This is a genomic window from Microvirga brassicacearum, from assembly GCF_008757455.1.
Lineage (GTDB): Bacteria > Pseudomonadota > Alphaproteobacteria > Rhizobiales > Beijerinckiaceae > Microvirga > Microvirga brassicacearum.
This window is the reverse complement of record NZ_VCMV01000014.1, coordinates 201,996-228,196: the sequence shown is the minus strand read 5'-3', so window position 1 is coordinate 228,196 and position 26,201 is coordinate 201,996. Positions and strand designations below refer to the sequence as shown.

At 62.0% G+C, this 26,201-nt stretch carries 23 protein-coding genes and 1 tRNA gene; 11 read left to right on the top strand and 13 right to left on the bottom strand.

Annotated features, from left to right (window positions below; genetic code table 11):
• The first annotated feature begins 98 nt into the window (after positions 1-98).
• Both FEZ63_RS11785 and FEZ63_RS11780 read left to right on the top strand, forming a co-directional pair.
• Complete coding sequence (locus tag FEZ63_RS11785) at positions 99-734, top strand: hypothetical protein (RefSeq protein ID WP_150944573.1); 636 nt, start codon at positions 99-101, stop codon at positions 732-734.
• 57 nt (positions 735-791) lie between these two features.
• Positions 792-1,187: a GtrA family protein gene (locus FEZ63_RS11780; protein WP_244622761.1), complete on the top strand. Its 396-nt coding sequence runs from the start codon at positions 792-794 to the stop codon at positions 1,185-1,187.
• 170 nt (positions 1,188-1,357) lie between these two features.
• Here the strand turns inward: FEZ63_RS11780 and FEZ63_RS11775 are convergent, their stop codons facing one another.
• The 3 genes from FEZ63_RS11775 to carA form a co-directional block, all read right to left on the bottom strand.
• Positions 1,358-2,047 (bottom strand): class I SAM-dependent methyltransferase, encoded by a 690-nt coding sequence (locus FEZ63_RS11775; RefSeq protein ID WP_150944571.1) that lies wholly within the window; start codon positions 2,045-2,047, stop codon positions 1,358-1,360.
• A gap of 295 nt (positions 2,048-2,342) precedes the next feature.
• Positions 2,343-2,717, bottom strand: a complete 375-nt coding sequence (locus FEZ63_RS11770; protein ID WP_150944569.1) for a hypothetical protein — start codon at positions 2,715-2,717, stop codon at positions 2,343-2,345.
• A gap of 106 nt (positions 2,718-2,823) precedes the next feature.
• The gene (gene carA / locus FEZ63_RS11765; RefSeq protein ID WP_150944567.1) at positions 2,824-4,038 is read right to left on the bottom strand and encodes a glutamine-hydrolyzing carbamoyl-phosphate synthase small subunit; all 1,215 of its coding nucleotides are present in this window, start codon (positions 4,036-4,038) and stop codon (positions 2,824-2,826) included.
• Positions 4,039-4,182: 144 nt separating this feature from the next.
• Between carA and FEZ63_RS11760 the strand changes: the two genes are divergently transcribed.
• From FEZ63_RS11760 to rpoD, 3 genes are all read left to right on the top strand, one after another.
• Positions 4,183-4,638: a GatB/YqeY domain-containing protein gene (locus tag FEZ63_RS11760; RefSeq protein WP_150944566.1), complete on the top strand. Its 456-nt coding sequence runs from the start codon at positions 4,183-4,185 to the stop codon at positions 4,636-4,638.
• A 240-nt stretch (positions 4,639-4,878) separates the two neighbouring features.
• Positions 4,879-6,771 carry a DNA primase gene (gene dnaG, locus FEZ63_RS11755; RefSeq protein WP_150944563.1) on the top strand — a complete coding sequence of 631 codons (1,893 nt, stop codon included), beginning with the start codon at positions 4,879-4,881 and terminating at the stop codon, positions 6,769-6,771.
• A 188-nt stretch (positions 6,772-6,959) separates the two neighbouring features.
• A complete protein-coding gene (rpoD, locus tag FEZ63_RS11750; RefSeq protein WP_150944562.1) occupies positions 6,960-8,951 on the top strand; it encodes an RNA polymerase sigma factor RpoD in 1,992 nt (663 codons plus the stop codon).
• A 65-nt stretch (positions 8,952-9,016) separates the two neighbouring features.
• On the opposite strand, the gene FEZ63_RS11745 is transcribed toward rpoD, so the two are convergent.
• Together FEZ63_RS11745 and FEZ63_RS11740 are read right to left on the bottom strand one after the other, a co-directional pair.
• Positions 9,017-10,273, bottom strand: coding sequence for an MgtC/SapB family protein (locus FEZ63_RS11745; RefSeq protein ID WP_150944559.1), 1,257 nt, complete (start codon positions 10,271-10,273; stop codon positions 9,017-9,019).
• Positions 10,270-11,154: a hydrogen peroxide-inducible genes activator gene (locus FEZ63_RS11740; RefSeq protein WP_150944557.1), complete on the bottom strand. Its 885-nt coding sequence runs from the start codon at positions 11,152-11,154 to the stop codon at positions 10,270-10,272. The genes FEZ63_RS11745 and FEZ63_RS11740 overlap by 4 nt, the downstream gene beginning before the upstream one ends.
• Positions 11,155-11,250: 96 nt before the next feature.
• Here FEZ63_RS11740 and FEZ63_RS11735 point away from each other — a divergent pair, with 96 nt between their 5' ends.
• A complete protein-coding gene (locus FEZ63_RS11735; protein WP_150944555.1) occupies positions 11,251-12,717 on the top strand; it encodes a catalase in 1,467 nt (488 codons plus the stop codon).
• A gap of 232 nt (positions 12,718-12,949) precedes the next feature.
• Entirely contained in the window at positions 12,950-14,170 is a 1,221-nt protein-coding gene (locus FEZ63_RS11730; protein ID WP_150944553.1) for an MFS transporter, read from the top strand.
• Between the two features lie 96 nt (positions 14,171-14,266).
• Here FEZ63_RS11730 and FEZ63_RS11725 read toward each other — a convergent pair whose 3' ends face one another.
• Positions 14,267-14,887 carry a TIGR02466 family protein gene (locus FEZ63_RS11725; protein ID WP_150944551.1) on the bottom strand — a complete coding sequence of 207 codons (621 nt, stop codon included), beginning with the start codon at positions 14,885-14,887 and terminating at the stop codon, positions 14,267-14,269.
• A gap of 200 nt (positions 14,888-15,087) precedes the next feature.
• Here FEZ63_RS11725 and FEZ63_RS11720 point away from each other — a divergent pair, with 200 nt between their 5' ends.
• Both FEZ63_RS11720 and FEZ63_RS11715 read left to right on the top strand, forming a co-directional pair.
• A complete protein-coding gene (locus FEZ63_RS11720; RefSeq protein ID WP_150944549.1) occupies positions 15,088-16,311 on the top strand; it encodes an adenylate/guanylate cyclase domain-containing protein in 1,224 nt (407 codons plus the stop codon).
• A 91-nt stretch (positions 16,312-16,402) separates the two neighbouring features.
• Positions 16,403-16,478 (top strand) — tRNA-Ile (locus FEZ63_RS11715).
• Positions 16,479-16,538: 60 nt separating this feature from the next.
• Here FEZ63_RS11715 and FEZ63_RS11710 read toward each other — a convergent pair.
• From FEZ63_RS11710 to FEZ63_RS11690, 6 genes are all read right to left on the bottom strand, one after another.
• Positions 16,539-16,730: a hypothetical protein gene (locus tag FEZ63_RS11710; protein WP_150944547.1), complete on the bottom strand. Its 192-nt coding sequence runs from the start codon at positions 16,728-16,730 to the stop codon at positions 16,539-16,541.
• Between the two features lie 101 nt (positions 16,731-16,831).
• Positions 16,832-17,074: a hypothetical protein gene (locus tag FEZ63_RS11705; protein WP_150944545.1), complete on the bottom strand. Its 243-nt coding sequence runs from the start codon at positions 17,072-17,074 to the stop codon at positions 16,832-16,834.
• A complete protein-coding gene (locus FEZ63_RS25170; protein ID WP_201274151.1) occupies positions 17,074-17,217 on the bottom strand; it encodes a hypothetical protein in 144 nt (47 codons plus the stop codon). The genes FEZ63_RS11705 and FEZ63_RS25170 overlap by 1 nt, the downstream gene beginning before the upstream one ends.
• Before the next feature lie 14 nt (positions 17,218-17,231).
• On the bottom strand, positions 17,232-17,432 hold the full coding sequence (locus FEZ63_RS11700) for a hypothetical protein (protein ID WP_150944544.1): 201 nt from the start codon (positions 17,430-17,432) through the stop codon (positions 17,232-17,234).
• Between the two features lie 132 nt (positions 17,433-17,564).
• Positions 17,565-17,774: a cold-shock protein gene (locus tag FEZ63_RS11695; protein WP_150944542.1), complete on the bottom strand. Its 210-nt coding sequence runs from the start codon at positions 17,772-17,774 to the stop codon at positions 17,565-17,567.
• A 337-nt stretch (positions 17,775-18,111) separates the two neighbouring features.
• Positions 18,112-19,749, bottom strand: coding sequence for an ABC-F family ATP-binding cassette domain-containing protein (locus FEZ63_RS11690; protein ID WP_150944539.1), 1,638 nt, complete (start codon positions 19,747-19,749; stop codon positions 18,112-18,114).
• Positions 19,750-20,170: 421 nt separating this feature from the next.
• Here FEZ63_RS11690 and FEZ63_RS11685 point away from each other — a divergent pair, with 421 nt between their 5' ends.
• Both FEZ63_RS11685 and FEZ63_RS11680 read left to right on the top strand, forming a co-directional pair.
• A complete protein-coding gene (locus tag FEZ63_RS11685; RefSeq protein ID WP_244622760.1) occupies positions 20,171-22,321 on the top strand; it encodes a two-component system response regulator in 2,151 nt (716 codons plus the stop codon).
• A gap of 22 nt (positions 22,322-22,343) precedes the next feature.
• Entirely contained in the window at positions 22,344-24,944 is a 2,601-nt protein-coding gene (locus FEZ63_RS11680; protein ID WP_150944537.1) for a response regulator, read from the top strand.
• Between the two features lie 31 nt (positions 24,945-24,975).
• Here the strand turns inward: FEZ63_RS11680 and FEZ63_RS11675 are convergent, their stop codons facing one another.
• Positions 24,976-25,989, bottom strand: a complete 1,014-nt coding sequence (locus FEZ63_RS11675; RefSeq protein ID WP_150944535.1) for a crotonase/enoyl-CoA hydratase family protein — start codon at positions 25,987-25,989, stop codon at positions 24,976-24,978.
• Between the last annotated feature and the right edge of the window lie 212 nt (positions 25,990-26,201).

The window sequence follows — 26,201 nt, the reverse complement described above, 5'->3', positions numbered from 1 at the left end:
AAACGGCTTGCGATCCGTGGCTTTAATCATCCTAACCGCCGTCGTGCTCGCCGGCCTCACTAACGTGTCGAGTTCCCAGGTCGTCCCAACGAACAGCCTTGGCAAATGGCTATCACGTCGCTCCCGATCCGAGCGCAATTCCTGAACTGTTAAGGACGATCGGTCGGGCGAGGCGTTCTGGGGGAATATCGCATCCAGCACCTATTCTGGGTTTCCTCAGTGGTGTGTTCGAGCAAAATCCAGGCCGTATCTCAGCGATGCTGAGTGAATGGCACGCCCTCGACGAGGTGGAACAGGCTATCGTTCTCAAGGCGCTCTTGTACGCACGCAAGCCGGAGGCTTCGAACTTTATCAAAGGCGTTTGGTCAGACCGAATGCTTTCCATTCTTAAGCAAGATTTGAGAGATCCACGATCTGCTCCTTCGCCTGATCTTACCGTCGTGAACAACCCCGGCGATCTAGACTTCCTTTGGGGAAGATTTTTTGGGACCGGGGGAGCCACTCCGGTCAGAACCATCATAAAGGCGACGAAACTTAAGTCTCGCCGCGCTGATCCGGAGAACGTTGCAACCGGTCTCGCGGCCGCCTGGTCGCTTGCCTCGAACGCGGGACGTTATGATCGGGTTCTCGCTATCTGCAAAGAGACCTTAAAATCGGCCGACCCAGCAACGATTTCGATCCTTGAGGACATTGTCGCCAAGGCCGAGCAGCGCCGAAGTGCTGCCGGGAGCTGATCCTCCTCGCTTGACGGAGAACGTGACGTCGTCGCTGAAAGTCGCTAACGGAAGGCGGTGCAGGTAATCTCTCCATTTCGGCATCTCGTTCGCCAATTCGCCGCCTTCTTCGGCGTCGGAATTGTTGCGGCGATCATCCATTACGGCCTGCTGATCGCCCTTGTGGAAGGAACAGCTGCCCATCCGGTGCCGGCCACCCTCGTCGGCTATGTGGCGGGCGGGCTCGTCTCCTACGCGCTCAATCGCCGCCATACCTACGGGAGCGCCCGGCCGCACCGGGAGGCGACTTGGCGCTTCGCGCTGGTGGCTCTCGTCGGTTTCCTGCTGACCTGGGGCTTCATGCACGCCTTCACCGAATGGCTCGCAGCACCCTACCTGCCGGCGCAGCTGGTGACGACCGGGATCGTAATGCTGTGGAGCTTTCTGGCGCACAAAGCATGGACGTTCGCGTGAGGCCTAGCAGACCCGTCATTCCGGGGCCGCGCGAGCGGAGCCCGGAACCCATAAACGCTGGCGCCGCCGAATGAAGCACAACCGGTCGGTGCTCTTTCTTGATCCGTCGGCGTTTATGGGTTCCGGGTTCGCCCTCCGCGCGCCCCGGAATGACGGCGTTGCCGTGTCGTTCAACTGGGTTCTGCCACGAATGTCATCCGGGCCTGATTGTGCCCCAGATTGTGCTGCGACCGCTCGGCCCGGAACCCGGCCTCGTCGAAGATCTCGAGCATCTCCGCCTCGCCGTATTGCGCCAGCCCGATTTCGTTGCGGATCTTGCGATAGTCCGAGAAGGCGGTGCGGCCGAGACCGAGCAGGGCCGATTTCAGGAAGCCGCCTTGCCACGCGAACGAGAGCAGCGCCTTCGCGTCCACGAGCGGGCTGAGGCCCGGCGGCACCACGTCCGCGATTACCAGTCGGCCGTCGCTCCTGAGCTTGCTCTTCCAGAGTTTCAGCAATCCGCGCAACTCGTCGAGCACGAGATATTGCAGCAGGGAATTGACCACGACGAGGTCGAGCGAGGCCTCCGCGAGGGGCGCGACCTCGTCGGGTGAAAGGATCGTCACCTTGGGATTGGCTGCGAGCCGTTCGCGCAGGCGGTCCCTCACCAAAAGAGCCGCATCGCTGAGATAGAGATGGCCGCATTGCGCGGCGATCCGGTCGGCGAACAGCGCCTCGCCGCTGCCGTAATCGAGCACGACCGCCTCTCGTGAGGGAATCAGCCGGATGATGTCGTTTGCCACCAGCCGGTAATGCAGCAGCTTGTGCCGCTCGCCGGAATAGATCGGGGTGTCCTGATTCCAGTAGTCGCGCCAGTTCATGAAAATCCGCCGTCAATAGATGCGTGCGTGCGCACCCTGCCAAAGACGGCGATAGCATGAAAGGTCTTTCTCCCCCGCGGTCCTGTGCCGAAGGGGAGAATGACGGCTCTCAGTCTTTCAAAGGCAGCATGATTTCCGTCAGCAACTCCGACGGCGGGGTGGTTCGCGCATCGTTGACGTAAGTGGATACCGGTTCGCCGAAAGATCATGCGCCAAAACAAAAAGATAGAGCCGGATCAGATTCAAAGAAACTGGATCCGACTCTAGCGCAGCATAAGGCGACGGCAAACGCGCGTCAGAGCCCGAGGGTGAAAGCCGCGACGGCGCGGTCGATCGAGAGATAGAACAGCACAAAGGCAACCAGTGCCGCGACGCCGAACTCGATCGCCTGGTTCTTCAGGATCTGGAACTGGCGAAGTGCGTTCTGGCCGAAGAGGGTCATCAGCCAGGCTGCCGCCAGAACCGTGGGGAAGACGAACAGGAACGACCAGGTGCTCTCGACCTGACCGGAATAATTGGGGTCGAGGAGAGGACGAATGTTGCGGACCCAGGGAGCGTAGAACGAGGCGGAAAACGACGCTACCCACGCCAGTGCGACTGCGATTCCAAGATGAAACGTGAAGAGGCTGTGAAATTTGCTGAATTGGCCAGCGTCATCGTTGAGTGTCATTGGAAAAATGCCCCGGGGACGGTTCTGATCGTCGACCTTTATGGTTAACGATCGGTTACCGTGATCGGGGATCGGGCGCAATCGCCCCGTTGTCGCGGGCGTGTTCTCAGGCCGCCTTGGCGGCTTTCCCGTCCTCGATCAGCCGCACGAAGCGGTCGAAAAGGTAATGGCTGTCCTGCGGGCCGGGCGAGGCTTCGGGGTGGTACTGCACCGAAAAAGCCGGACGGTCGGTCAGCGCGATGCCGCAATTGGAGCCATCGAAGAGCGACGTGTGGGTCTCGACCGCGTTCGTCGGGAGGGTCGCGGGATCGACCGCGAAGCCGTGATTCATCGACGTGATTTCGACCTTGCCGGTGGTCCGGTCCTTGACCGGATGGTTCGCGCCGTGGTGGCCCTGATGCATCTTCGTGGTCTTGGCGCCGACCGCGAGGCTCAGCATCTGGTGCCCGAGGCAGATGCCGAAGGTCGGGATCTTCTCCTCCAGAACCTTGCGGATCACCGGAACGGCGTATTCGCCGGTCGCCGCCGGATCGCCAGGGCCATTGGAGAGAAAAACGCCATCCGGCTTCAACGCCAGGATGTCTTCGGCGGAGGCTGTGGCCGGAACGACCGTGACCTTGCAGCCGGCGCGGGTGAGCAGACGCAGGATATTGCGCTTCACCCCATAATCGATCGCCACCACATGGTGCTTGAACTCGCCGGGTGCGCGATAGCCCTCGCCGAGATTCCAGGTGCTCTCGAGCCAGTCGAAACGCTGCGCGCTTGTGACCAGCGGCACCAGATCGAGCCCGTCCATGGAGGTCGCCCCGGCGGCACGGGCCTTCAGGGCGTCGATGTCGAAATTGCCAGCCGGATCGTGGGCGATGACCGCGTTCGGCATGCCCTTGTCGCGGATCAGCGCGGTGAGGGCACGGGTGTCGATGCCGGTCAGGCCGACGATGCCGCGGGCCTTGAGCCAGGCGTCGAGGTGGCGGGAGGCGCGCCAGTTCGACGGCTCGGTGACGGCGGCTCCGAGGATCGCGCCGCGCACGCCCGACGACGAGGCCGCGTTGACGCTCTCGGTGTCCTCGTCGTTCGTGCCCACATTGCCGATATGGGGGAACGTGAAGGTGATGATCTGGCCCGCATAGGACGGGTCGGTCAGGATTTCCTGATAACCCGTCATGGCGGTGTTGAAGCAGACCTCGCCCGTCGCCTCGCCTTCAGCGCCGATCCCGAAGCCTTCAAGCACGGTGCCGTCCTGGAGAACGAGGAGGGCGGTCGCGCGCGGCTCCGACCAGCCATCCGAGAGGGACCCGGCGGCGTGTTTATCTTGCAGCATCGTCATGATCTCTTTAAGTCCCAGGCCAACGGGCCGCGCTTGAGCAGGCCGATACGGGCCGCCATTGAACTATCGCTGTGACTTAAGGTGCCGCTCGCGCCGCGTCAACGCTCGAACGCCATATGACACAAGAGGAGAAGCGCCATGCGCGAACGTTTCACGACCGAAATGAAAGCGGCCATGAAGGCCGGCGACAAGCGCAAACTCGGCACGGTGCGGCTGATTCAGGCGGCGTTGAAGGACAAGGACATCGAGGCGCGGGGCCTCGGCAAGGGTCCGATCTCCGAGGAGGAGATCCTCGGTTTGCTGCAGAAGATGATCAAGCAGCGCCAGGAATCGATCACCATGTACGAGCAGGGCGGCCGTCCGGAACTCGCCCAACAGGAAAGGGAAGAGGCCGACGTGATCGCCTCCTTCCTGCCCCAGCAGATGGATGAGGCCGAGACCAAAGCCGCCATCGAAGCCGCCATCACTGAAGCCGGCGCCGCCTCCATGAAGGACATGGGCAAGGTCGTGGGACTGCTCCGGGGCAAATATGCCGGCCGCATGGATTTCGGCCGCGCGAGCGGGCTGGTGAAGGAGCTGCTGCCGAAAGGGTGAGGAGGGCTGTAATTCAAGCCCCCTCACGCCAAACGGAGCCTCATCCTGAGGGCCGCGCAGCGGCGTCTCGAAGGACGAGGCGTATCCAGCGAGACCTGGAGGATCCTTCGAGACGCAGCCTTTGGCTGCTCCTCAGGATGAGGATGGAGGACGGTTGAAACCGCCCTCGGCTGCACGCTCGATCTGATTAATCTCCGGATTTGCTGCTAGTCTGGCTCTTCTGGTTGGAGAAAACGCTCTTTGCGCTACCCGCCCCAGATCCTCGAGGAAATACGGGCCCGCCTGCCGGCTTCGGCGGTGGTCGGGAAGCGCGTGCGCCTGAAGAAGGCTGGGCGGGAATGGCGGGGGCTGTCGCCATTCAATGCTGAGAAGACGCCCTCGTTCTACGTCAACGACCAGAAGCAGTTCTACCATTGCTTCTCGTCGGGCAAGCATGGCGATATCTTCTCGTTCCTGATGGAGACGGAAGGTTTGTCCTTCCCGGAAGCCGTCGAGCGCCTTGCGGCCGAGGCAGGGGTGACGCTGCCGAAGATGACGCGGGAGGATCAGGAGCAGGAGGTCCGCCGCAACAGCCTCTATGACGTCATGGATTTGGCGACGGAGTTTTTTGAGGCCTCGCTGAAGGGCCGCTTCGGCGTGAAGGCGCGGGACTATCTCGCAAGCCGCGGCTTGAGCCCCGACACCCAGGCGCATTTCCGCATAGGTTACGCACCCGCCGATCGCTATTCCTTGCGCGATTACCTCGCGGCCAAGGGCGTGCCGCCCGAGATGATGGAGGAGGCGGGCCTGCTGGTCACCGCCGAAGACCTCAAGGTCCCGTATGATCGTTTCCGCGACCGCATCATGTTCCCGATCTCGGATGTGCGCGGGCGGATCGTCGCCTTCGGCGGACGGGCAATGAGCGCCGATGCGCCGGCAAAATACCTCAACTCGCCGGATACGCCGCTCTTCAACAAGGGACGCCTGCTCTACAATTACCATCTTGCCCGCAAACCGGCCCATGACCGCGGCACCGTGATCGCGGTCGAGGGCTATGTGGACGTGATCTCGCTCAGCGTTGCGGGGTTTCACAACGCAGTGGCGCCGCTCGGCACCGCCCTGACCGAGGACCAACTGGCGCTGCTCTGGCGCCTGAGCGATGAGCCGATCCTCTGTTTCGACGGCGACAAGGCCGGGCGCCGCGCCGCCTTTCGGGCGGTCGACACCGCTTTGCCGAACCTCTCGGCGGGCAAGTCCCTGCGCTTTGCACTGCTCCCGGAAGGACAGGATCCGGATGATCTCGCCCGCGAGGGCGGCCCGGCTGCGGTTGAGAGGGTGCTGGCGAGCGCCCGGCCGCTGGTCGACATCCTGTGGGCGCGCGAGATCGAGGTCGGGCCGCTCGATACGCCGGAACGGCGGGCCGGACTCGAGCGGCGTTTGCGCGAATCACTTGCACTGATTCGCGACGAAACGCTCAAACGCTACTATCGGGAGGATATCGAGAGCCGGATTTCGGCCCTGAATCCCGATTCCCGGCAGAATCGTTACCAGCGCCAGGCCGGCGGCGCGCGGTGGGACCGGCGGGGCCCTTTACCGACCACGCCCAACGCCCGCCTGAGCGTCAGCCCGCTTCTGGCCCAAAGCACCCTGTTCATGGGTGGGACGCTGGAAAGTCCGCGCGAAGCGGTGATCCTGTGTGTCTTTCTGGCCCACCCGGAATTGCTGCAAAACCACGCTGAAGTCCTTGCAGAGATTGAACTTGAGGGAAAAGCCGCACAGGCGTTTCGGCGATTTCTGCTGGACGGCGCGGCGAGCGGCGAACCGGTCGACGCGAGCGTGATGCAAACCCGACTGGAACGTGCCGGCTTGACCCAGGCGGCCGAGAAACTGACCGGCCAGGTTCGCCCGGGCGACCGCTGGATGCTTGATATTCATGCGGATTCCTTGCGGCTTGAGGACGCATTGAGGCAAGCCATCACCTTGCATCGGCGCGCACGCACGTTACATAGCGAGCTTCGGGCTGCTGAACGCGCACTTGCCGAAGAGGACAACGAGGCCAATCTCGCCTGGCTGCGAGAGGTCCAAAACCAACTGTCCTCGGTTGAAGGTGCCGAAGCCGACTCGGACAACGGCGTTGTCCACCGCGATCACTGACGGCCCGGGGTCGGCGGCGCGGGAGGTCGGTGCGAGGCAGGTCGAGCGGGACAGTTAACGGTTAGTCAAGCGACTCACTGTTTAGGTTTGAAATGATATTCGGGTGGTGAGGCCTACACGCTTCGCCGCCCATTCGCGTATCACGGTTTCGATCAGGAAGCCGCTGGCGCGCTGGAGTTGGGCAAAGCATGGCGACGAAGGCAACCGAACGGGACGAAGGCGAGACAGCGGCTCCGGAACAACAAACCGACGGGCCGCTTCTCGACCTGAGCGATGCCGCCGTTAAACGGATGATCAAACTCGCGAAGAAGCGCGGGTATGTGACCTATGACGAGTTGAACGAAGTTCTGCCTTCGGAGGAGTTCTCCTCGGAGCAGATCGAGGACGTGCTCGGTCAGCTGTCCGAAATGGGCATCAACGTGGTCGAATCCGAAGAGGCGGAAGAGGGCGAGAAGCCCGAGGCCGAGGAAGAGGAAGCCGAAGGCGGCGACCTTGTCGAGACCTCGCAGGCGCGCGCCGTCGTGGTTCGCGAGACGACCACCAAGGAGCCGACCGACCGCACCGATGATCCGGTGCGCATGTACTTGCGCGAGATGGGCTCGGTGGAGCTTCTGTCCCGCGAAGGCGAAATCGCCATCGCCAAGCGCATCGAGGCCGGGCGCGAAGCGATGATCGCAGGCCTCTGCGAGAGCCCGCTGACCTTCCAGGCCATCATCATCTGGCGCGACGAACTGGTCGAGGGCCGGGTTCTCCTGCGCGACATCATCGACCTCGAGGCCACCTATGCGGGCCCGGAGGGCAAGGGGGCGCCGCGCATCGACGGCGAACCGGGGGCGGAACCCGCCGCCGAAGGAGAGATCGCCGAGGGCGAGACCCCGCCGGAGGACCTCGACGACGACGATATGGAGAACAACGTCTCGCTTTCGGCCATGGAAAGCGAGCTGAAGCCGCGCGTTCTCGAGACCTTCGATTCCATCGCCGACAACTACAAGAAGCTGCGCCGCCTGCAGGTCGAGCATGTGGAACAGCGCATGCAGAACAAGCAGCTCACCCCGGCCCAGGAGCGCAAGTACAAGACGCTGAAGAGCGATATCGTCACGAGCGTGAAATCGCTCTCGCTCAACAACAACCGCATCGAAGCCCTGGTCGAGCAGCTCTACGACATCAACAAGCGCCTCATTTCGCATGAGGGCCGCCTGATGCGCTTTGCCGAGAGCCACGGCGTCGCGCGTGACGAATTCCTCAGGCATTGGCAGGGCTGGGAGCTGGATCCGAAATGGGTCTTGCGCGTCTCCAAGCTCGGCGGGCGTGGCTGGAAGGATTTCGTCGCCAAGGGCAAGGATCAGATCCACGACCTGCGCGAGCAGATCCACAATCTGGCCTCCGAGACCGGTCTCGAGATCCAGGAGTTCCGCCGCATCGTCCTGATGGTCCAGAAGGGCGAGCGCGAGGCCCGGCAGGCCAAGAAGGAAATGATCGAGGCCAATCTTCGCCTCGTGATTTCGATCGCCAAAAAATACACCAACCGCGGTCTGCAATTCCTGGACTTGATCCAGGAGGGCAATATCGGCCTCATGAAGGCGGTCGATAAGTTCGAATATCGCCGCGGCTATAAGTTCTCGACCTATGCCACTTGGTGGATCCGGCAGGCCATCACCCGCTCGATCGCCGACCAGGCGCGGACCATCCGCATTCCGGTGCACATGATCGAGACGATCAACAAGATCGTGCGCACATCGCGCCAGATGCTCCACGAGATCGGCCGCGAACCGACTCCGGAGGAACTCTCCGAGAAGCTCGCCATGCCGCTCGAGAAGGTGCGCAAGGTCCTAAAGATCGCCAAGGAGCCGATCTCTCTCGAGACGCCGATCGGCGACGAGGAGGATTCGCACCTGGGCGATTTCATCGAGGACAAGATGGCGATCCTGCCCATCGACGCCGCGATCCAGTCGAACCTGCGCGAAACGACCACCCGGGTGCTGGCCTCGCTTACGCCTCGCGAGGAGCGCGTGCTGCGCATGCGCTTCGGCATCGGCATGAACACCGACCACACCCTCGAGGAGGTCGGTCAGCAGTTCTCGGTCACGCGCGAACGTATCCGCCAGATCGAGGCCAAGGCCTTGCGCAAGCTCAAGCATCCGTCGCGAAGCCGGAAGCTCAGAAGCTTCCTCGATAATTAACGCATCGATCTGCCGTCATTCCGGGTTCGCTCTCGCGGCCCGGAATGACGGGTTCGGTTCGGCTTTTACGAAAAGATCAGAAACGCTGCGGTGCCAGCGCCGATCGCGGCGGCGCTTGCGCCCGAGACGATCCAACCAACCTTCGACGTCCCCAATCCGAACGCCATCCCGGCCTTGACGGCGGTGTTCACCGCGACCGCAATGGCGATGCTCTCGGTGGCGGTGACGATCGTGATGCTGTCGCGCGCCAGGCGGGCGAGCGAGAGGGTGATGGCATCGACATCGGCGATGCCCGACAGCGCCGCAAGGATCGTCAGCGCACTTTCGCCCACCGTCGCGATCAACCACTTGGCCAACAGGCTGATGACGGCGATCAATCCGGCAAGCTTCAGGGCCGTGCCGAGATCGAACGGGGTGCTGATCTTCAAGTCCGGGCGCGTCGCCCCGCCGCCGCGGTTCACGAAAAAAAGCACAGCCGTTACCGCCAGGAGCACGAAGGCGGCTGCGCCCAAGGGCCAGAGCAGCGGCACGAACAGATTGACGTTGAGGCCGCTGGCGACGACGAGGACGCGAACGAGCATCACCGACCCCGAGAGCAGGATACCTGCCGCCACAAGCGGGCTGGCGGCAGGATGTTCGCGAGCGAGCCTCGCCAGCGTCATGGTGGTGGCAGTCGAGGACGCAAGCCCGCCTGCCAGCGCCACCAACGCGATGCCGGATTGGCTCCCCAGGACGCGCATGGCGATGTAGCCGACGAAGGAGATGCCCGCGATGATGATGGCGAGCAGCCAGATTTCCGCCGGATTGATGGCGCCCCACGGATCGATGGGACGGTCCGGCAGCAGCGGCAGCGCTAGGAACGTCATGGCGAGCAGGATCAGGGCGGCGCGGATCTCGATCCAGGTCAGTGTCCTCAGCCAGCTATGGAGCGGTTGTTTGAGCGCCAGAATGAGCGTCACCGTGACCCCCGCGGCGATTGCCACCTGCAGATCGCCCAGGACCGCATAGGCACCGAGTGCGAAAGCCAGCATTCCCGCAATGACGCCGGTGACGCTGAAATTGCGCTCCGTCTTGGCTTCCAGCCAGGCGAACGCGCCGAACCCGATGGCGAAGGCCAGAAACGAAAACCCGAGGAAGACGGGGCTGGTATGGGCCGCGAGCGCCGCCGAGAGGCCGCCAAGCAGTCCCGAGAGAGTGTAGGTGCGAAACCCGGCCGTGCGCTCGCCTTCGGCCTCCTCGCGCTGGCGCCAACCGCGCTCAAGACCGATCAGCAAGCCGATGGCAAGGGCGATGGCGAGACGGTACAGGACGTCGTTATTCATGCGCGGACCTCCCGCAACAGGTGCGCCAGCGCCTGCGCATCGGCGCGCCGGGTGGAGGACCGCCGCCACGCAAGGCCGATGGTCCGCACGGGTTCCGGTTCGGTGAATCGCACCAGTTCCACCCGGTCTGTCACCTCGATATCCGCTGCCATCTCGGGCAGGAGCGTGATGCCGTAGCCGTTGGCCACGAGATGCATGACGGTTGAGAGACTGGAGGCGCCGAAGGCGTTGATTGTCCCGGGACTGAGCGAACTGCAGACGCTTAACGCCTGATCGCGCAGGCAATGCCCTTCCTCGAGCAGCAATAAATGTTCGCTCGCCATGCTGGCGGGATCGATGCGCTCGTCGCCGGGTCGTCCGGAACCGGCCTGTCGCGCCACCAGAAAACGATCCTGAAAGGCGTCGAGCGTCTCGAAGTCCGGCCTGCCGAGGGGCAGCGCGGCAAGGATCAGGTCGAGATCGCCATGGGCGAGCTCGTCGACCAGCGCGGAGGTCTGCGTCTCCCGGATTCTCAGGTCGAGGTCCGGGTGGAGGCGATGCAACTCGGGCAGAGCACGGGGCAGAAGGTAGGGTGCGATGGACGGGATGATGCCCAGGCGGAGCGGTCCGACCAGGGCAGGGCGGTCGCGACTGGCATAGTTTTCCAGATCGGCAACGGCGGTCAAAATCGTCGATGCCCTGTCGGCGATTTCAGCGCCTGCCGCCGTCAGCGCGACCGAGCCGCGCCGACGCTCCACGAGTTGAACATCGAGACTGTGCTCAAGATCCTGGATCTGCATGGAGAGGGCCGGCTGGGTCACGTGGCACAACTTTGCCGCCCGGCCGAAATGGCGGGTCTCGGAAATTGCCGTAAGGTAACGGAGTTGGCGCAGGGTGACCATGTCGATAAGATAAACTGATCGTGACGGTCAGACAATCGAATTGGACTAATCTCTAGGGCCCGACGATGGTGCAGGCCGATCAGGAGGATTTTTCCGATGTCCAAGCCCACCATCACCACCACCGGCGGCGCGCCGGTTCCCGACAATCAGAATTCGGTCTCGGCTGGTCCGCGCGGCCCCTTGCTGCTGCAGGATTATCAGCTGATCGAAAAGCTCGCGCACCAGAACCGCGAGCGCATTCCGGAGCGCGTCGTGCACGCGAAGGGCTCGGGCGCCTACGGCACGTTTACGGTGACGCAGGACATCAGCAAGTTCTCAAAAGCCCGCCTATTCGCCGAGATGGGCAAGACGACCGAGGTTTTCCTGCGCTTCTCGACCGTCGCTGGCGAGCGGGGCGCGGCCGATGCCGAGCGTGACGTGCGCGGCTTCTCGGTGAAGTTCTACACCGAGGAAGGCAACTGGGACGTAGTCGGCAACAACACGCCGGTCTTCTTCGTGCGCGATCCGGTCAAGTTCCCTGACTTCATCCGCACCCAGAAGCGCCATCCCTCCACCAACATGCGCAGCCCGACGGCGATGTGGGATTTCTGGAGCCTGTCGCCCGAGAGCCTGCACCAGGTCACGATCCTGTTCTCGGATCGCGGTCTGCCCCAAGGCTACCGTGCCATGCATGGCTTCGGCTCGCACACCTACTCGTTCATCAACGAGGCTGGCGAGCGCCACTGGGTGAAGTTCCACTTCAAGTCGCTTCAGGGCATCCGGAATTGGACCAATCGCGAGGCCGAGGCCGTGATCGCCACCGATCGCGAGAGCGCGCAGCGCGATCTTTATGAAGCGATCGAAGGCGGCGACTTCCCGCGCTGGCGTGTCTGCGTGCAGATCATGCCGGAGGCCGACGCCGACAAGACCTCATACAATCCGTTCGACATCACCAAGGTCTGGCCGCACGCCGAATATCCTTTGCACGAGGTCGGCATCCTCGAGCTGAACCGCAACGCGCAGCATTATTTTGCCGAGGTCGAGCAATCGTCGTTCTCGCCGTCGAACATCGTCCCGGGCATCGGTTTTTCGCCGGACAAGATGCTGCAGGGCCGGATCTTCGCCTATGCGGATGCGCATCGTTACCGCGTCGGCACGCATTACGAGGCGCTTCCGGTCAACCGCCCGCGTTGCCCGGTGACGCATTATCATGCGGACGGCGCGATGCTGAACGATATCCCCAATCGCGGCGACGCTTACTACGAGCCGAACTCGTTCAACGGTCCCGTCGAGAATGATCGCTTCGCGGAACCGCCGCTCAAGATCTCTGGCGACGCCGATCGTTACGATCATCGCGTCGGCAACGACGATTACAGCCAGCCCGGCGCGTTGTTCCGGTTGATGAACGCGGAGCAGCAAAAACAGCTGTTCGGCAACATCGCTGAGGCGATGCAAGGCGTGCCGCTCGACATCGTCAAGCGGCAGATCACGCATTTCTATCGCGCCGACAAGGCTTACGGCCTGGGTGTGGCGGAAGCGCTGGGTCTCTCGCCGGGCGACCTGCTCGCCGACGCGGCCGAGTAACGGCTCCATTCGAAAAACGCCTTCGCCGCCCCACGACGAACTCGGGCGGCGAAGGCCTGATCGCGCCACGCATTCGAACTTGCGTCAGACCTGCAACGGCGGAATACGGCTCCGGCAACCCAGCATCGCGCAATCCGTTGAAGCCAACGGAGCCGCTTCTCGTCTATAGGGGAGACGAAGAACGCTGCGGCAAGGAGGCAGGGGCGATCAATCCCCTGAAAATGTAACGCCAATGGACACCAAGTCGCCCGTCACGCATGCCGCCCCGGTCTTGTCTCCTGTCGAGAAGGCAACGTTTCCGATCCTGGCAGCGATCAGTTTTTCGCATCTGCTCAACGACCTGATCCAGTCCCTCCTGCCGGCGATCTATCCGCTCCTGAAGGAAGCCTATCGCCTCGATTTCGGCCAGATCGGCATCATTACCCTGACCTTCCAGTGCACCGCATCGCTGCTCCAGCCTCTCGTGGGTTATTACACCGACAAGCGGCCGCGGCCTTTTTCGCTGGTGGTGGGGATGGGCTTTACGCTCATTGGGCTACTGACGCTGTCCCAGGCATCCTCCTATGGCCTGCTTCTGCTGGCGGCGGGCCTGGTCGGCATGGGATCGTCGGTGTTTCACCCGGAATCCTCGCGCGTCGCGCGCATGGCCTCGGGCGGGCGGCATGGCTTCGCGCAATCGTTCTTCCAGGTCGGCGGCAATGCCGGCACGGCGATCGGGCCGCTGCTGGCGGCGTTTATCGTCGTGCCGTTCGGTCAGCCGAGCATTGCGTGGTTCTCCGTCGTGGCGCTGCTGGCGATGGTCGTGCTCTACAGGGTCGGACTTTGGTATCGAGAGCGCCTCGTGCTGCTCCGCTCAAAACCGCGGCCAGCCGAGACCCGCTCCCCCCACACCCGGCGCAAGATCCTGGTGTCGATCACCATCCTGATGCTGCTCACCTTCTCGAAGAACTTCTACACCGCCAGCATCACGAGCTATTTCACCTTCTATCTCATCGATCGCTTCCAGCTCTCGGTGCAGGACGCGCAGTTCCACCTGTTTGTCTTCCTGTTCGCGGTGGCCGCCGGCACGCTGCTGGGCGGCCCGGTCGGAGACCGGTTCGGCCGCAAATATGTGATCTGGTTCTCGATTCTCGGCGTGCTGCCTTTCACGCTGATGCTTCCTTACGCGAACCTGTTCTGGACCGGCGTCTTGAGCGTCCTCATCGGGCTGATCCTGGCCTCGGCGTTCTCGGCCATCCTCGTCTATGCGACCGAACTGGTGCCGGGTCGGGTCGGGGTCATAGCGGGCCTGTTTTTCGGCCTGTCGTTCGGCATGGGAGGCTTGGGCGCGGCGGTTCTCGGCCACCTGGCCGACGTGACCAGCATCGAGACCGTCTACAAGATCTGCTCGTTCCTGCCGGCGATCGGGCTTTTGACGTTCTTCCTGCCGCATGAACGGCCGGCGGTGCACTAGAGCCGGATTCAGCTTCTCGAATCTGATCCGGCTCTATCGCTTTGTTTTGCCGCATGATCTTTCGGCGAACCCGTATCCACTTCGCCGGATCAGGCTCTAGCGCCAGGCGTAATTGAAGCTGATGCTGATCCGCTCGCTTTCGGCCTCGTTCACCGGGACCTCGTGGCGGAGCCAGCTTTCCCAGAGCAGGACCGTACCGGGCTTTGGCGCCATATAGGCGAATTGCCGGTTTTCAGGCTTTGCCTTCGGCTTTCGTGGCGGCGCCGCCATCATGAACCCGAGGCGCGGGTCTTCGAATTTCAGCGCGCTCGCCCCTTCGGGAATGGTCACGTAGTACGTGCCGCTGACCACGGAATGGGGATGGATGTGCGAGGTGTGGACGCCGCCCGGCGGCAGGATGTTGATCCACAGGCTGTCGAGAACGAGTTTGCGCCCCTTGAGGTCGAATTCAAGCTCCTTGGCGAACGCTGCCACGTGGGTGTTCAGCAGTTTCAGGAGTTGACCGAAAGCGGGCACCCGCCACGGCAGATCGTCGAGCGACGCGTATGAGGTGTAGCCGGGATAGCCGTTCTTCTCGCACCAGCGCTGGCCCGCCTCGTCGTCCTCGGCAATCGAAAGACTCGCGGCCTCCAACTCGGCGTTGAGATCCGCATGCTTCGCGTCGTTCAGTTCGGCGCGATAGATTTTGGTGACGAAAAAGGTATCGAGGGTCGACATGGTTCGTCCTGATGTCTGGCGGGAGAAGCCCGGGCTGGCGACTGGCGGGAATGACTAGTCGACCGCGATGTCGCTGCCGCTCTAGACCGCCGAACCGGGACTGTCAAAACGAAAGCTGCGGCGTGCCGCAAAGTCCCTTATGTTTGATCGCAGCCGCTTTCGCGCTTGCAGGTTCACGTCGTGAAACCCACCTTGGCCTTATGACGCTATCCCCCGCTCCCCCTAGCCTGCTGATTGATCCGGCCGAGCCTGTCCGGAACCTCGACCCCGAGACGCTTTCTCGGGCCATCGCCTTGCGGGATTGGCTCGTCACGAGCGCAGTCCTGATGCACGACCCGAACGACCTCCTGAACGGCTTTATCGCGCATTTGCAGGATATCGGCATTCCCATCGACCGCGCGGCCTCGGCCATCGAGGCGCTGCACTCCGAATATGCGGGCGTGGGCCGGTTCTGGACGCGGGAAGAGGGTACCGTCGTGCGCTACCTGCCGCATGGGGACCAACGTGGACAGATCTACATGTCGAGCCCCTTCGCACATGTGAACCGGACCGGCGAATGGTTGCTGCTCGATCTTGGGACTACACCGGACGATATGTTCCCGATCGTCCCGGAACTGAAAGAGACGGGATACCGGCACTACCTCACCATCCCGATGCCTTTCAGCAACGGCGCCAAGAACGCCATCTCGTTCGCTACGCGCTCGCCGAAAGGCTTCGATGAGCGAGCGCTGCTGGTGCTCCGCCTCGTCATCCCATCCTTCACACTGGTGTTCGAACTGCGCGCCACGAGCAGCAGGCTCGACGACGTGCTGCGCATCTATGTGGGGGAGGAGCCTCACAAGGCGATCCTGTCCGGCGCGATCCTGAGAGGGCAGGTCACGCGGATCCGCTCCGCGATCCTGTTCGCCGATATGCGTGACTACACCCGGATCTCATCGACCCTCAGCCCCGAACATGCGGTCGAGCTTCTGAACAATTACTTCGATTGCCTTGTTCCGCCGATCGAGGATGAAGGCGGCGAAGTCCTGAAATATCTGGGCGATGGCCTGCTCGCCATCGTGCGCGACCGTGGTGACGATACCGGCGGCGCACCGCAGGCCGCTTTGTCTGCCGCCACGAAGGCCATTCGGCGGATTCACGCCGCCAATAACGAGGGCCGCTTTCCCGTGCCGATCAATATCGGCATTGCCCTGCATCACGGCGACGCCGCCTACGGCAATGTGGGCTCGGGGCGACGGCTCGACTTCACGGTGATCGGGCGGGACGTGAATATCGCAAGCCGCATTGCCGACCTCAACAAGACCCTTGGCGAACCGCTTCTCATGTCGAAGTCTTTCGTGGAGCACCTATGGGGCAACCCGGTCCCGCTGGGCGCGCATCAGATTGACGGTTTTGACGAGAAGGTCGAGATTTTCCGTCCCTGAGGAAATTCCCCGTGGCGGTGAAGGGCTTCGCTTCCGACACCGTTGCGGAGCAACCCCTTTTGCCGCTACAAGCCGACATCCCTTGGAAAAAGGGCCTGTAGCTCAATGGTTAGAGCCGGCCGCTCATAACGGTCTGGTTCCCGGTTCGAGTCCGGGCGGGCCCACCAATCCTCACGCGGCTTGGCATTTCAGCGTCGCTTAAGAGAAGTTTGGCAGGCGGGGACGCTTCAGGTCGCGAGCAAGCCTTCGCGGACGCAGCGCTGATAAGCCTCGGTCGGGCTCTTGATCACGTACTGGAATTCATCGTCGTTGGCCGGACGGATGCTGATGATCTCATAGCTGGTGCCGCGCGTCGTTCGACCCAGGCCATTGGTCGACAATTGCACGGTTTGGCCGACTTTGAACTTCGGTTTCATCATAGGATTTCCCTTTCGGACTGCCCTGCCTGGCACGAAGAATCCTGAAGCGGCCTCTTCGCACGATCATCCGGCGGCCGCGTACCTGCCCCGCCGGTCATGTTCTAGCAGCCTTTGCAGATGCTGTTGGTGGAGGCCCGCATCTTGCGGTCCCATTCCCGCTCTCGGGCTTCCGTGCGCTGGCGCGCCGTTTCGGCCTCGTTTGCGCGGCCGTCGGTGGTCGGAAGCGGGCTGGCGTTTTGCACCGACGGAACGCCCGGCGTTTGGGCAAGGGTCGGTTGCTGAGCAAGGGCAGGAGCACAGAAGCTCGTGACCGAAAGGAGCACCAGGCCCGCCCGCAGCACCATCAGCGCTTGCCCGTGTTCGGCTTCACGGACCCGACCGTCTTCGACGGTGCGACCGTGAAGGGCGATGGCGTGTCCTTGGCTTTGACCTTGTCCTGTTTCGGCTTTTTCGTCTCGCGATTTCCGCGCTGCTGACCTTTAGCCATGGAAACTCGGTTCCTTATCTCACCCGCTTGATGCGTGTGATGGTGCCCTCCGGCAACAAGCCGGCCGCCTGCTGTTCTTTCGCAATCGATGTCGCGAGATAATCTTCACCGGGACCGCCATGTCCTTCGACGACGAGGTAACCGATGCGACCGTCCTCGTATTCAACGGCAAACATGACGGACTTCGGATGGATCGTTCTCTTGAATTTAAACATCAAACCCTCACTTGCGAAAGTAAATAGTTTCGCGGTCGTCGCAGAACTTGCGACCAAAAAGAAGAGGCCGCACCTTTGGAGTGCGGCCTCGAATGCTTGGTGTGAGTTTACCTCACACCAGACAGGTCTGGCTTATGCAGTCTGGATGGTGCTGACTGCGATCTTGCCGCTACGACGATCTTCTTCGGTGTCGAAGGAGACCTTCTGGCCTTCAACGAGGCCGCGGATGCCAGCGCGCTCGAGAGCGGTCGCATGCACGAACACATCCTTGTCGCCGTTATCGGGCTGGATGAAGCCGAAGCCTTTTTGATCGTTGTAGAATTTTACGGTGCCGGTAACCATTTGTAAGTCCTTTCACTGACTTGTATATGCACGTCCGCGCCTGTTCTCATTTCTGTGAACACGCACAATTTTTCGAGTTTTGGAGAGATTGTTCGGAGCGCGCGGCAAGCAGTGCAAGGCGAAACAGAGCAGTCGTCAGGCCAAATTCGATACGCTGATATAGTCGCATTCAGCGAGAATTACAAGAGACGCCGAAAAGACTGCTTCACGGCCGCGCGACAATATTCGGTTTTACGGCGAATCTCCCACCTGACGATGAGAATATTTCTGGCCGGAGGCGGCCTGAAACTGTTCGTTTGCAACGGTCTCCCGCCCCTCCCGCGCGATCTCGCCAGGATCAAGCCGCCTCCGCGGCCTCTCTTTTCCGGCGCTTCGCGGAGCGTTCCCGGTTCTGTGACGGCCGTGAACCTGCCTTGGCGCGATCGAGGACGAAACGGGCATAATCGTCCATATCGCCGTCGAAGGGCTTCACGTGGCCATCGGCCGCAAGCCACAGCCGGTCGGCTACCAACTCCATCAGCGAGCGGTCGTGGGTGATGAGGATGACCGCGCCCGCGTAATCGTTCAGCGCGTCGAGCAGCGCGCGCCGGCTGTCGATATCGAGGTGGTTGGTCGGTTCGTCGAGGATCAAGAGGTGAGGGGCGTCCATGGCCACAAGATTCAGGAGCAAGCGGGCGCGCTCGCCACCTGAGAGGTCGGCGACGGTGGTTTGCTGCTTGTCGAAGCCAAGACCGAACTGGGCAAGCCGCGACCGGCGCGAGGATTCGCTGTCGTTCGGTCTCGCCCGGCGGATGATCTCCAGAGGTGTATCGGCGGGATCCAGCGCCTCGATCTGATGCTGATGGAACCAGCCGACCTTCACGCGCCCCTCGCGGCGCATGAGGCCCGACTGAACCGAGAGTGCGCCTGCGGCCATTTTGGCGAAAGTCGATTTCCCGGCTCCATTGACGCCGAGAAGGCCGATCCGGTCGTCGATATCGAGCCGCAGGTTCAGGTCGCGCAGGACCGCATGACCGTCATAACCCACATCCGCGTGCTCAAGCTGCATCAAAGGCGGGGCGAGGGGACGCTCGGGCGAGGGCAGCGTGAACGGCGCCACGCGCTCCTCGATCACGGCGGCGATCGGCTCGAGCTTTGCCAGCCGTTTCATGCGCGATTGGGCCTGCGCCGCCTTGCTGGCCTTGGCCCGGAACCGATCGACGAAGCTCTGGAGGTGAGCGCGCTCGGCTTCCTGCTTGTTGCGCGAGGCGGTCTGCAGTCGAAGCTTCTCGCCGCGCCGCCGCTCGAAATCGTCGTATCCGCCGGTATAAAGGTCGAGCTTGCCCTCGCTCACATGCAGAATGGCATCGACCGAATTGTTGAGCAGTTCCCGGTCGTGGCTGATGATCAGAGCCGTATGCGGGTACTTTTTGAGCCGCGCCTCGAGCCAGAGTGCGCCCTCGAGGTCGAGATAGTTGGTCGGTTCGTCGAGGAGAAGCAGGTCGGGTTGCGCAAAAAGCGCCGCGGCCAACGCCACGCGCATCCGCCAGCCGCCGGAAAATTCCGCCATCGGGCGTGTCAGGTCAGCGGTCGAAAAGCCGAGGCCGCTTAGAATCTCACCAGCGCGCGCCGGCGCACGATCGGCGTCGATCTCGATCAATCGGCCGTAGATCTCGCCCATCCGCTCAGGTTCGGCGCTCTCCAGTTCGAGATACAGCGCCTCCCGTTCGACGTCCGCCGCCAGGATTGTATCGAGAAGCGAGACGGGCGTTGCCGGGTGCTCCTGATCGACGGAGGCGATCCGCGCTCCCTTGGGGAACGCAATTTCGCCACCGTCCGGCTGCAACTCACCGAGGATCAGTTTGAACAGGGTCGACTTGCCCACGCCGTTCCGGCCCACGAGTCCGACCTTTGTTCCGGTGGGCAGCGTAACGGTGGCTTTGTCAAAAAAGCGGCGGCCCCATCCGTTGAAGACGAGGTTGTCGATCTGAAGCATGCGATTGGCCGAACGGTAAAGGTGAGGGAAAAGCCGCGAAGGCGGCGCTAACTACCACGCCCAGCCCGAGACTGCGAGGGCGGTTCGTGAGGGGCAGCTATGACCCCGGCTCCTGAATCACCGCCCCTCTTGAGCGGAGGGCCTGAAGGATTATCTTCAGGGGAGACGCAACTGAGTGGCGTGATGTTGTTGCGGGGCGCGTAAGACTCGCCCGGCTTGTTTCGTTGCCTGCCCCAAGGGCCGGGTGCTAGTTTGAGACGTAAGAGCAAGAGAAATTAAGAACTTCGCCAGAATGAACATGCGACAATCGCATTTCAGACTGCTCAATGCCCCAGATTTGCAAAACCAATGTGATGAAAGACCATATGGCCGAGGATCAACCAGCAATGCCAGCCGGCCTGATTGCGATGATGGGCGCCGTATGATGTCCAACATCATTATCGTCGACGATCAGGCCACCAACCGGAACCTGTTTTCCCGGTTGGCCAAATCGATTTCCAGCGACATCTCGGTCAATGCTTTTGCGGACCCGCTGGAGGCTTTGTCGTGGCTCAGTGAAAACACGCCGGATCTTATCATCAGCGACTACAAGATGCCCCAGATGGACGGGGCGGAGCTCATCCGGCGGATCCGCGAGCTGCCGGCACTCATCGACCTGCCGGTCGTCATCGTCACGGTCTATGAGGATCGCGAGTTTCGGCTTCAGGCGCTCGAAGCCGGCGCGACCGATTTCCTGCAAAGCCCTGTCGATCACCACGAATTTGCAACCCGCGCTCGCAATCTCCTCAAAATGCGTCACCAGCAGCTGCTGCTGGCAAGCCGGGCCGACGGGCTGGAGCGCGATCTGAAGCATAGCGAACGCTCCCGCGAGGAGGCCCTGCGGGATTCCAGCGAGCGGCTTGCCCAGGTCATCGATACCGTTCCGGCGATGATTTCGGCTGCAGACCGAGACGGAAAGATCCTTTTCACCAACGCTTATCAGACGAGATTGCTCGGTCTCGACCCAGCCAAGGTCGTGGGCCAGGACGCGACCGTTCTCTTCGGCAAGGTCCAGGGCGCGAGAAGTAAATCGCTCGATCGCGTCGTCTGGGATACCGGACGGCCGATCTCCTCTTTCGAGGAGGAGTTCTCGGACGGTCGCAGCGAAAAGCGCACCGTCCTGACCACCAAATCGCCTTTGCGGACCTCCGCCGACGCGATCACCGCGGTGCTTACCACCTCGATCGACATCAGCGAGCGCAAACGGGCCGAGGCCCATCTGCATCATATCACTCACCATGACGCGCTGACGGGTCTACCAAACCGGATCATGCTGCAGGAGCGGCTGAGCGCGGAGATCGTGCGCTCGCGGCGAGGCAGCCGGATTGTCGCACTTCACCTCATCGATCTCGACGGCTTCAAGCCGATCAACGACGTGCTCGGCCACACGGCGGGCGACCGCTTCCTCATCGAGACGGCCAAACGGTTGACGCGCGTGGTAGGAAAGAGCGGCACGGCGGCGCGGCTTGGCGGCGACGAGTTCGCCGTGCTGCAGACAGGCGTGACCGACGAGGGAGCGGCGTCCGATCTTGCGGCCCGCATCGCGGAGGCCCTGTCGCAGCCGTATGAGTTGTTCGGCAAGCCGATCACCACGACAGCCAGCATCGGCACGTCCCTTCACCCGCACAATGCCGGCAATGTGGAGGACCTGTTGCGCAGCGCCAATCTTGCCATGCACCAGGCAAAATCCGAGGGCGGAAATCTCCACCGCTTCTACGTTGCCGATATGACGATGCGTGCCCGTGAGGCTGCCGAACTCGATACGGAATTGCGGCAAGCAATCGCCGAAGAGCAGTTCACGCTCTATTACCAACCGCGCATGGACCTTGCGACCGGCCTCATCATTGGCGCCGAAGCATTGCTGCGCTGGCATCGGCCCGGCATCGGGATCGTTGCGCCCGCAATGTTCCTGCCACGGGTCGAAGAGAACGGCCTGATTCTCCCCATTGGCGAATGGGTGCTGAAGGAAGCTTGCCGGCGTGCTGTCGAATGGCAGCACCAGGGACTGCCCGGGATTCGCGTGAGCGTGAACCTGTCCGCGCTGCAGTTCCGCAAACAGGACGTCTCGCTCCTCGTCACCGAAATCCTCGCCGAGACCGGCCTCGACGCGACCTTGCTGGAACTCGAAATCACCGAAAGCGTCATGCTGGAGGATACGGATGCGGTGGTGCGCGACCTGCATCGGCTGCGAGAGTTGGGCGTCAGCATCTCCATCGACGACTTTGGCGTCGGTTATTCCTCCCTGCAATACGTCAAGCACCTGCCGGTCGATCGCATCAAGGTCGACCGCTGCTTCATCCGGAACATCACCACCGATCCCAACGATGCCGCCATTCTCCGCGCGATCGTCAATCTCGGGCACAGCCTCGATCTGACGATCGTCGGAGAAGGTGTCGAGACTGCCGAGCAACTGGCGCATCTGCGGATCGAGGGTTGTGACGAGGGGCAGGGTTACCATCTCGGAAAGCCGATGCCAGTCGAAGAGTTCATCGCGTTCGTCAAAGCCGACCGCAAGCATGTCTATCTTGCTTAGGTCCCGATGACGGAGGCTTGTCATGGTGGTCAAATCGTCCCTCTATTCGGCAAGCTGGAGTCGGGTCCTCCGGTTCTTCAAGCGCGTCAGGACTGAACTGAGGCGGCGGCCTGACAGCGAACATGAGATGACCATCAACCGCTTCGTCCTGAGCGGGGTGGTGCTGGCTTATCTCAGTATCGCGAGTGCGCTTGGGAGCGCCGACGCTGCCGTCATGCTGCGCGAGACGGCAATTTATTTCGCGGCCTACGATCTGCTCTCGCTTCTTCTGTTCTGCCATATTCTCTATCGGCCGGGCGTCTCCGTCACGCGCCGGCTCCTCGCGATCGTCCTCGATCTCGGGCTGTTCTCCTACGGCGTCGCGGTCGGCGGCGAATCGACTGCCGCGCTCTATCCGATCTATCTCTGGGTCATCCTCGGCAATGGGTTTCGGTTCGGCGTCAAATATCTCTTCGCCGCTTCGTTCGTGGCGGTTATCGGCTTTGGATCCGTCATCGTCGTCAGTGAGTTCTGGCGTACCCACCTGGCCCTCAGCGCCGGGCTTCTCGCCGGCCTCGTCGTGCTGCCGCTCTACGTGTCGCGTCTCATTGCAAAATTGTCGGAAGCGCAACGCCAGGCTGAAGCGGCGAGCCGTGCCAAGAGCCTCTTCATTGCCAGTGTTAGCCACGAGCTGAGAACGCCCCTGAACGCCATCATCGGGTTGGGAAACCTGCTGGGCAAAACGAAGCTCGATTCCGATCAGGGCAATATGGCCCGCACGATCACCACCGCCGGACAATCGCTGCTCGGGTTGATCAATTCGATTCTCGATTTTTCGCGCGTCGAATCCGGTGTCCGGCGCGCGGTGATGGCGGAATTCGACGTTTACGCGTCGCTCGAAAATGTGAGGCGGATGCTCGCTGTTCAAGTGGGCGAAAAGAAGTTGCGCTTGAGCCTGCACATTACGCCGCGCACGCCTCGTTTTCTCAAGGGTGATCTGCACGCGCTGGAAGGACCTCTCGTCAATCTCGTTGGTAACGCGGTAAAGTTTACCCAAGAGGGATATGTCACCATCGCGGCGGATGCGATCGAACGACAGGGCGGCGAAATCACTCTGCGGGTCGAGATCTCAGATACGGGCATCGGTATCTCGCCCGAGGCGCAGACGCGGATTTTCGAGAGCTTCACCCAAGCCGACGAAACCATCGTCGACCGGTTTGGCGGAACCGGGCTTGGTCTTGCGACATCAAAGCAGCTGGTCGAACGCGCCGGCGGCACGATCGGGGTGGAGAGCGCGCCCGGAGCCGGCAGCACGTTCTGGTTTGAAATCGACTTCAGCGCGTCCGAGAAAGCGGCCGCGCCTGCTGATCCTGTCAACGTGAGCTATGTGCTGCTCTCGCGTGACCCGGTCGTGCAACGGCAACTCGCCAGCGGGCGCAGCCTCGCGGTGGCCGAGACCCCGCAGGAGACCATGGCTCTGCTGTCGCAGCCCCGTGCGGCAGCGTCTCGACCGGTCGTGCTCCTCCTCGATGCGGCGATGGTGACTGCCGACGCCGTCGAAGATTTCGCCAACAGGTTCGCCCAGAAGGATGGGCGCGACAAACTGGCAATCGTCCTCATCGGCGCGACCGATGAAGACGATCTGCCTCATCCGAGCCTGAGGAGCCTGTGCGTGAGTCGGCTCAGCCGCCCTCTGGAGCCGCAGGCCGTGGTTCGAACGCTCGCCATTGCCGAGAGCGGCTTCTTCGCGTCGCCTTCCCCCGCTTCCGATCATGTTCCGGATCGCGGCAAACCACTCTCCGTTCTGGTGGCCGACGACAATCGCACCAACCAGATGGTGCTGAGCAAGATCCTTGGACTGGCGAACCACACCGTCGCGCTGGTTGATGACGGCGAGGCGGCCCTTGATGCGCTTGAGGAGGGTTCATTCGATATCGTGCTGATGGACGTCAACATGCCGGTGCTCAACGGCATCGATGCGACCAAGCTCTACCGCTTCGCTGCGCTGGGGCAGAAGACCGTGCCGATTGTAGCCCTGACGGCCGATGCTTCGCCCGACACGCAACGGCGATGTTCCGAGGCAGGGATGGTTGCTTGCATTTCCAAACCGGTCGATGCCGAGGAATTGTTGACGGCAATATCCGCCATCGTCGCAGGAGATCAATCCGGCGAACCAGCGCCTCCGTCGCGCGCCGTCCCCGCGGCGGTCAGAACCGAGCCATTGTTGGCGATGCCGGCCAGAAATGCTCGCTTTGCGCCCGTCGATCAGCGCACGCTCGACCGGCTTGAGCAACTTGGCGACAAGCAGTTCGTGCAGGAGCTGGCACAGTTATTCGCCGATGACGCCGGCAAGACGATCGAGGATATCGGTTCCGCGGTTGCCAATGGCGACGCGCGAGCCTTCCAGGATTCCGTTCACGCCCTTCGCAGCAGCGCGGCCAATATCGGGGCGCTGGAAATCTTCAAGATGTGTCTGGCGTGGCGCGACGCGTCGCCGCGCGATCTCGCCGTCAATGGCGAGGAATATCTGGTCCTTGTCCGGGACGAGTTTGACCGCGTGTGCGAGAGCCTTGGCGTCGCCCCGGCGGTTTCTCCTTCAAGGTTGGAGAAATCTGCCGAGTGGCACCACACACGTCGTCAATAAGAATCTTGGCGCGCTCGGCGGCTGTGGAAGATCAACCTTCGCCAAGACGACGATGCTGCGCAATCATCAAGCGTTGCATCCGCCGCTGTTCCATCGGGCTCAGCTGAAGCGCCGTCTCGACCCAGATGTCGGTGACGTCCTTCAGTTCTTCGAGGGTCAGGGGCATGACGCGCCGGCGGATGCGGCTCAGCGCATGATGTACGGCGTGGCGGCGTGCATTCTCCGCAATGTACTTGCGAACGGCAGCTTCGCCTTCACCATCCTCGCACAGGACGTCGACGAGCCCCATGTCGAAGAGTTGCTCGGCGCTAAAGATTTCGCCGCTGAGGATCATTTTCTCAGCTTGAACCGGGTTGAGCTTGCGCGACAGGAAGCTCGACGCGCCCATGCCGGGAAACAGGTTGAAGAGGATTTCAGGAAGGCCGAATTTGGCGCTCCGCTCCGCGATGATGACGTTGAAGGACAGTGCGCCTTCGAATCCGCCGCCGAGTGCGTCGCCTTGAACCAGCGCGATCGTCTGGATCGGCAGGTCGAACCCGGTCCACATGTGATAGGCGACGTTGACGCAATCATGGGCATAACGGCGAAGCCCTTCGCGGTTGCCGTCGCGGATGCAATCCAGGAAGAACGACAGATCGCCGCCGAGGTTATAGATGCCGGGGATGCGGGAGGCACCGACGAAATATTGGATCGCCTCGCCATTGGCGCGGTTGCTGGCAAAGAAATCCTGCACCGATTTGCGAAGCGCGATGAGGTCGCCAAGCATGCCCTTGGTGAAGCTGGGGGGCCCCTTCGGCTGCATATAGCACCACAAGGACCGGTCGGCCGGGCTCAGCACGACGTCAAGTTCGTTGTAGTTGGGGGCAAGAAAGCGAAGTTCTGAGGGAAGGACCGGCGCCCGATCGAACTCACGCCGGGTCTGTGGATAGCCGACAGCGCCCCCCTCAGGGCTCCGGGCAAGTTGGCCAAGGTTGGCCGCCTGGCCGACCATGACATCCGTGTAGTCGTGGCGCTGCTGTGCATCCCAACGCATGGTGGCGGACATGTTGTTTCTCCGTGTTGAAAAGCTGAAAATCTTGGCCCCTCGCAAGTTAAGGGGCGAGGTTAACCAAAGGTTAAGTCAGTTCGGCTTTTTTTCCATTGAGAATATGAGCATCCAGCCAAGTATGGTTAAAATACCTCGCCTTAGCTAAATTTCCGCCTATCCAGCCAATTTTTTAAGCTAAGTTATATCGTTTAACTGGTATTCTCGCTGTA

Coding starts and splice junctions, on each gene's coding strand:
- FEZ63_RS11775 (WP_150944571.1), bottom strand. CDS start 2,047: ATGAACTGGCGCGACTACTGGAATCAGGACACCCCGATCTATTCCGGC.
- FEZ63_RS11770 (WP_150944569.1), bottom strand. CDS start 2,717: ATGACACTCAACGATGACGCTGGCCAATTCAGCAAATTTCACAGCCTC.
- carA (WP_150944567.1), bottom strand. CDS start 4,038: ATGCTGCAAGATAAACACGCCGCCGGGTCCCTCTCGGATGGCTGGTCG.
- FEZ63_RS11760 (WP_150944566.1), top strand. CDS start 4,183: ATGCGCGAACGTTTCACGACCGAAATGAAAGCGGCCATGAAGGCCGGC.
- rpoD (WP_150944562.1), top strand. CDS start 6,960: ATGGCGACGAAGGCAACCGAACGGGACGAAGGCGAGACAGCGGCTCCG.
- FEZ63_RS11745 (WP_150944559.1), bottom strand. CDS start 10,273: ATGAATAACGACGTCCTGTACCGTCTCGCCATCGCCCTTGCCATCGGC.
- FEZ63_RS11740 (WP_150944557.1), bottom strand. CDS start 11,154: ATGGTCACCCTGCGCCAACTCCGTTACCTTACGGCAATTTCCGAGACC.
- FEZ63_RS11735 (WP_150944555.1), top strand. CDS start 11,251: ATGTCCAAGCCCACCATCACCACCACCGGCGGCGCGCCGGTTCCCGAC.
- FEZ63_RS11730 (WP_150944553.1), top strand. CDS start 12,950: ATGGACACCAAGTCGCCCGTCACGCATGCCGCCCCGGTCTTGTCTCCT.
- FEZ63_RS11725 (WP_150944551.1), bottom strand. CDS start 14,887: ATGTCGACCCTCGATACCTTTTTCGTCACCAAAATCTATCGCGCCGAA.
- FEZ63_RS11720 (WP_150944549.1), top strand. CDS start 15,088: ATGACGCTATCCCCCGCTCCCCCTAGCCTGCTGATTGATCCGGCCGAG.
- FEZ63_RS11710 (WP_150944547.1), bottom strand. CDS start 16,730: ATGATGAAACCGAAGTTCAAAGTCGGCCAAACCGTGCAATTGTCGACC.
- FEZ63_RS11705 (WP_150944545.1), bottom strand. CDS start 17,074: ATGGTGCTGCGGGCGGGCCTGGTGCTCCTTTCGGTCACGAGCTTCTGT.
- FEZ63_RS25170 (WP_201274151.1), bottom strand. CDS start 17,217: ATGGCTAAAGGTCAGCAGCGCGGAAATCGCGAGACGAAAAAGCCGAAA.
- FEZ63_RS11700 (WP_150944544.1), bottom strand. CDS start 17,432: ATGTTTAAATTCAAGAGAACGATCCATCCGAAGTCCGTCATGTTTGCC.
- FEZ63_RS11695 (WP_150944542.1), bottom strand. CDS start 17,774: ATGGTTACCGGCACCGTAAAATTCTACAACGATCAAAAAGGCTTCGGC.
- FEZ63_RS11690 (WP_150944539.1), bottom strand. CDS start 19,749: ATGCTTCAGATCGACAACCTCGTCTTCAACGGATGGGGCCGCCGCTTT.
- FEZ63_RS11685 (WP_244622760.1), top strand. CDS start 20,171: ATGATGTCCAACATCATTATCGTCGACGATCAGGCCACCAACCGGAAC.
- FEZ63_RS11680 (WP_150944537.1), top strand. CDS start 22,344: ATGGTGGTCAAATCGTCCCTCTATTCGGCAAGCTGGAGTCGGGTCCTC.
- FEZ63_RS11675 (WP_150944535.1), bottom strand. CDS start 25,989: ATGTCCGCCACCATGCGTTGGGATGCACAGCAGCGCCACGACTACACG.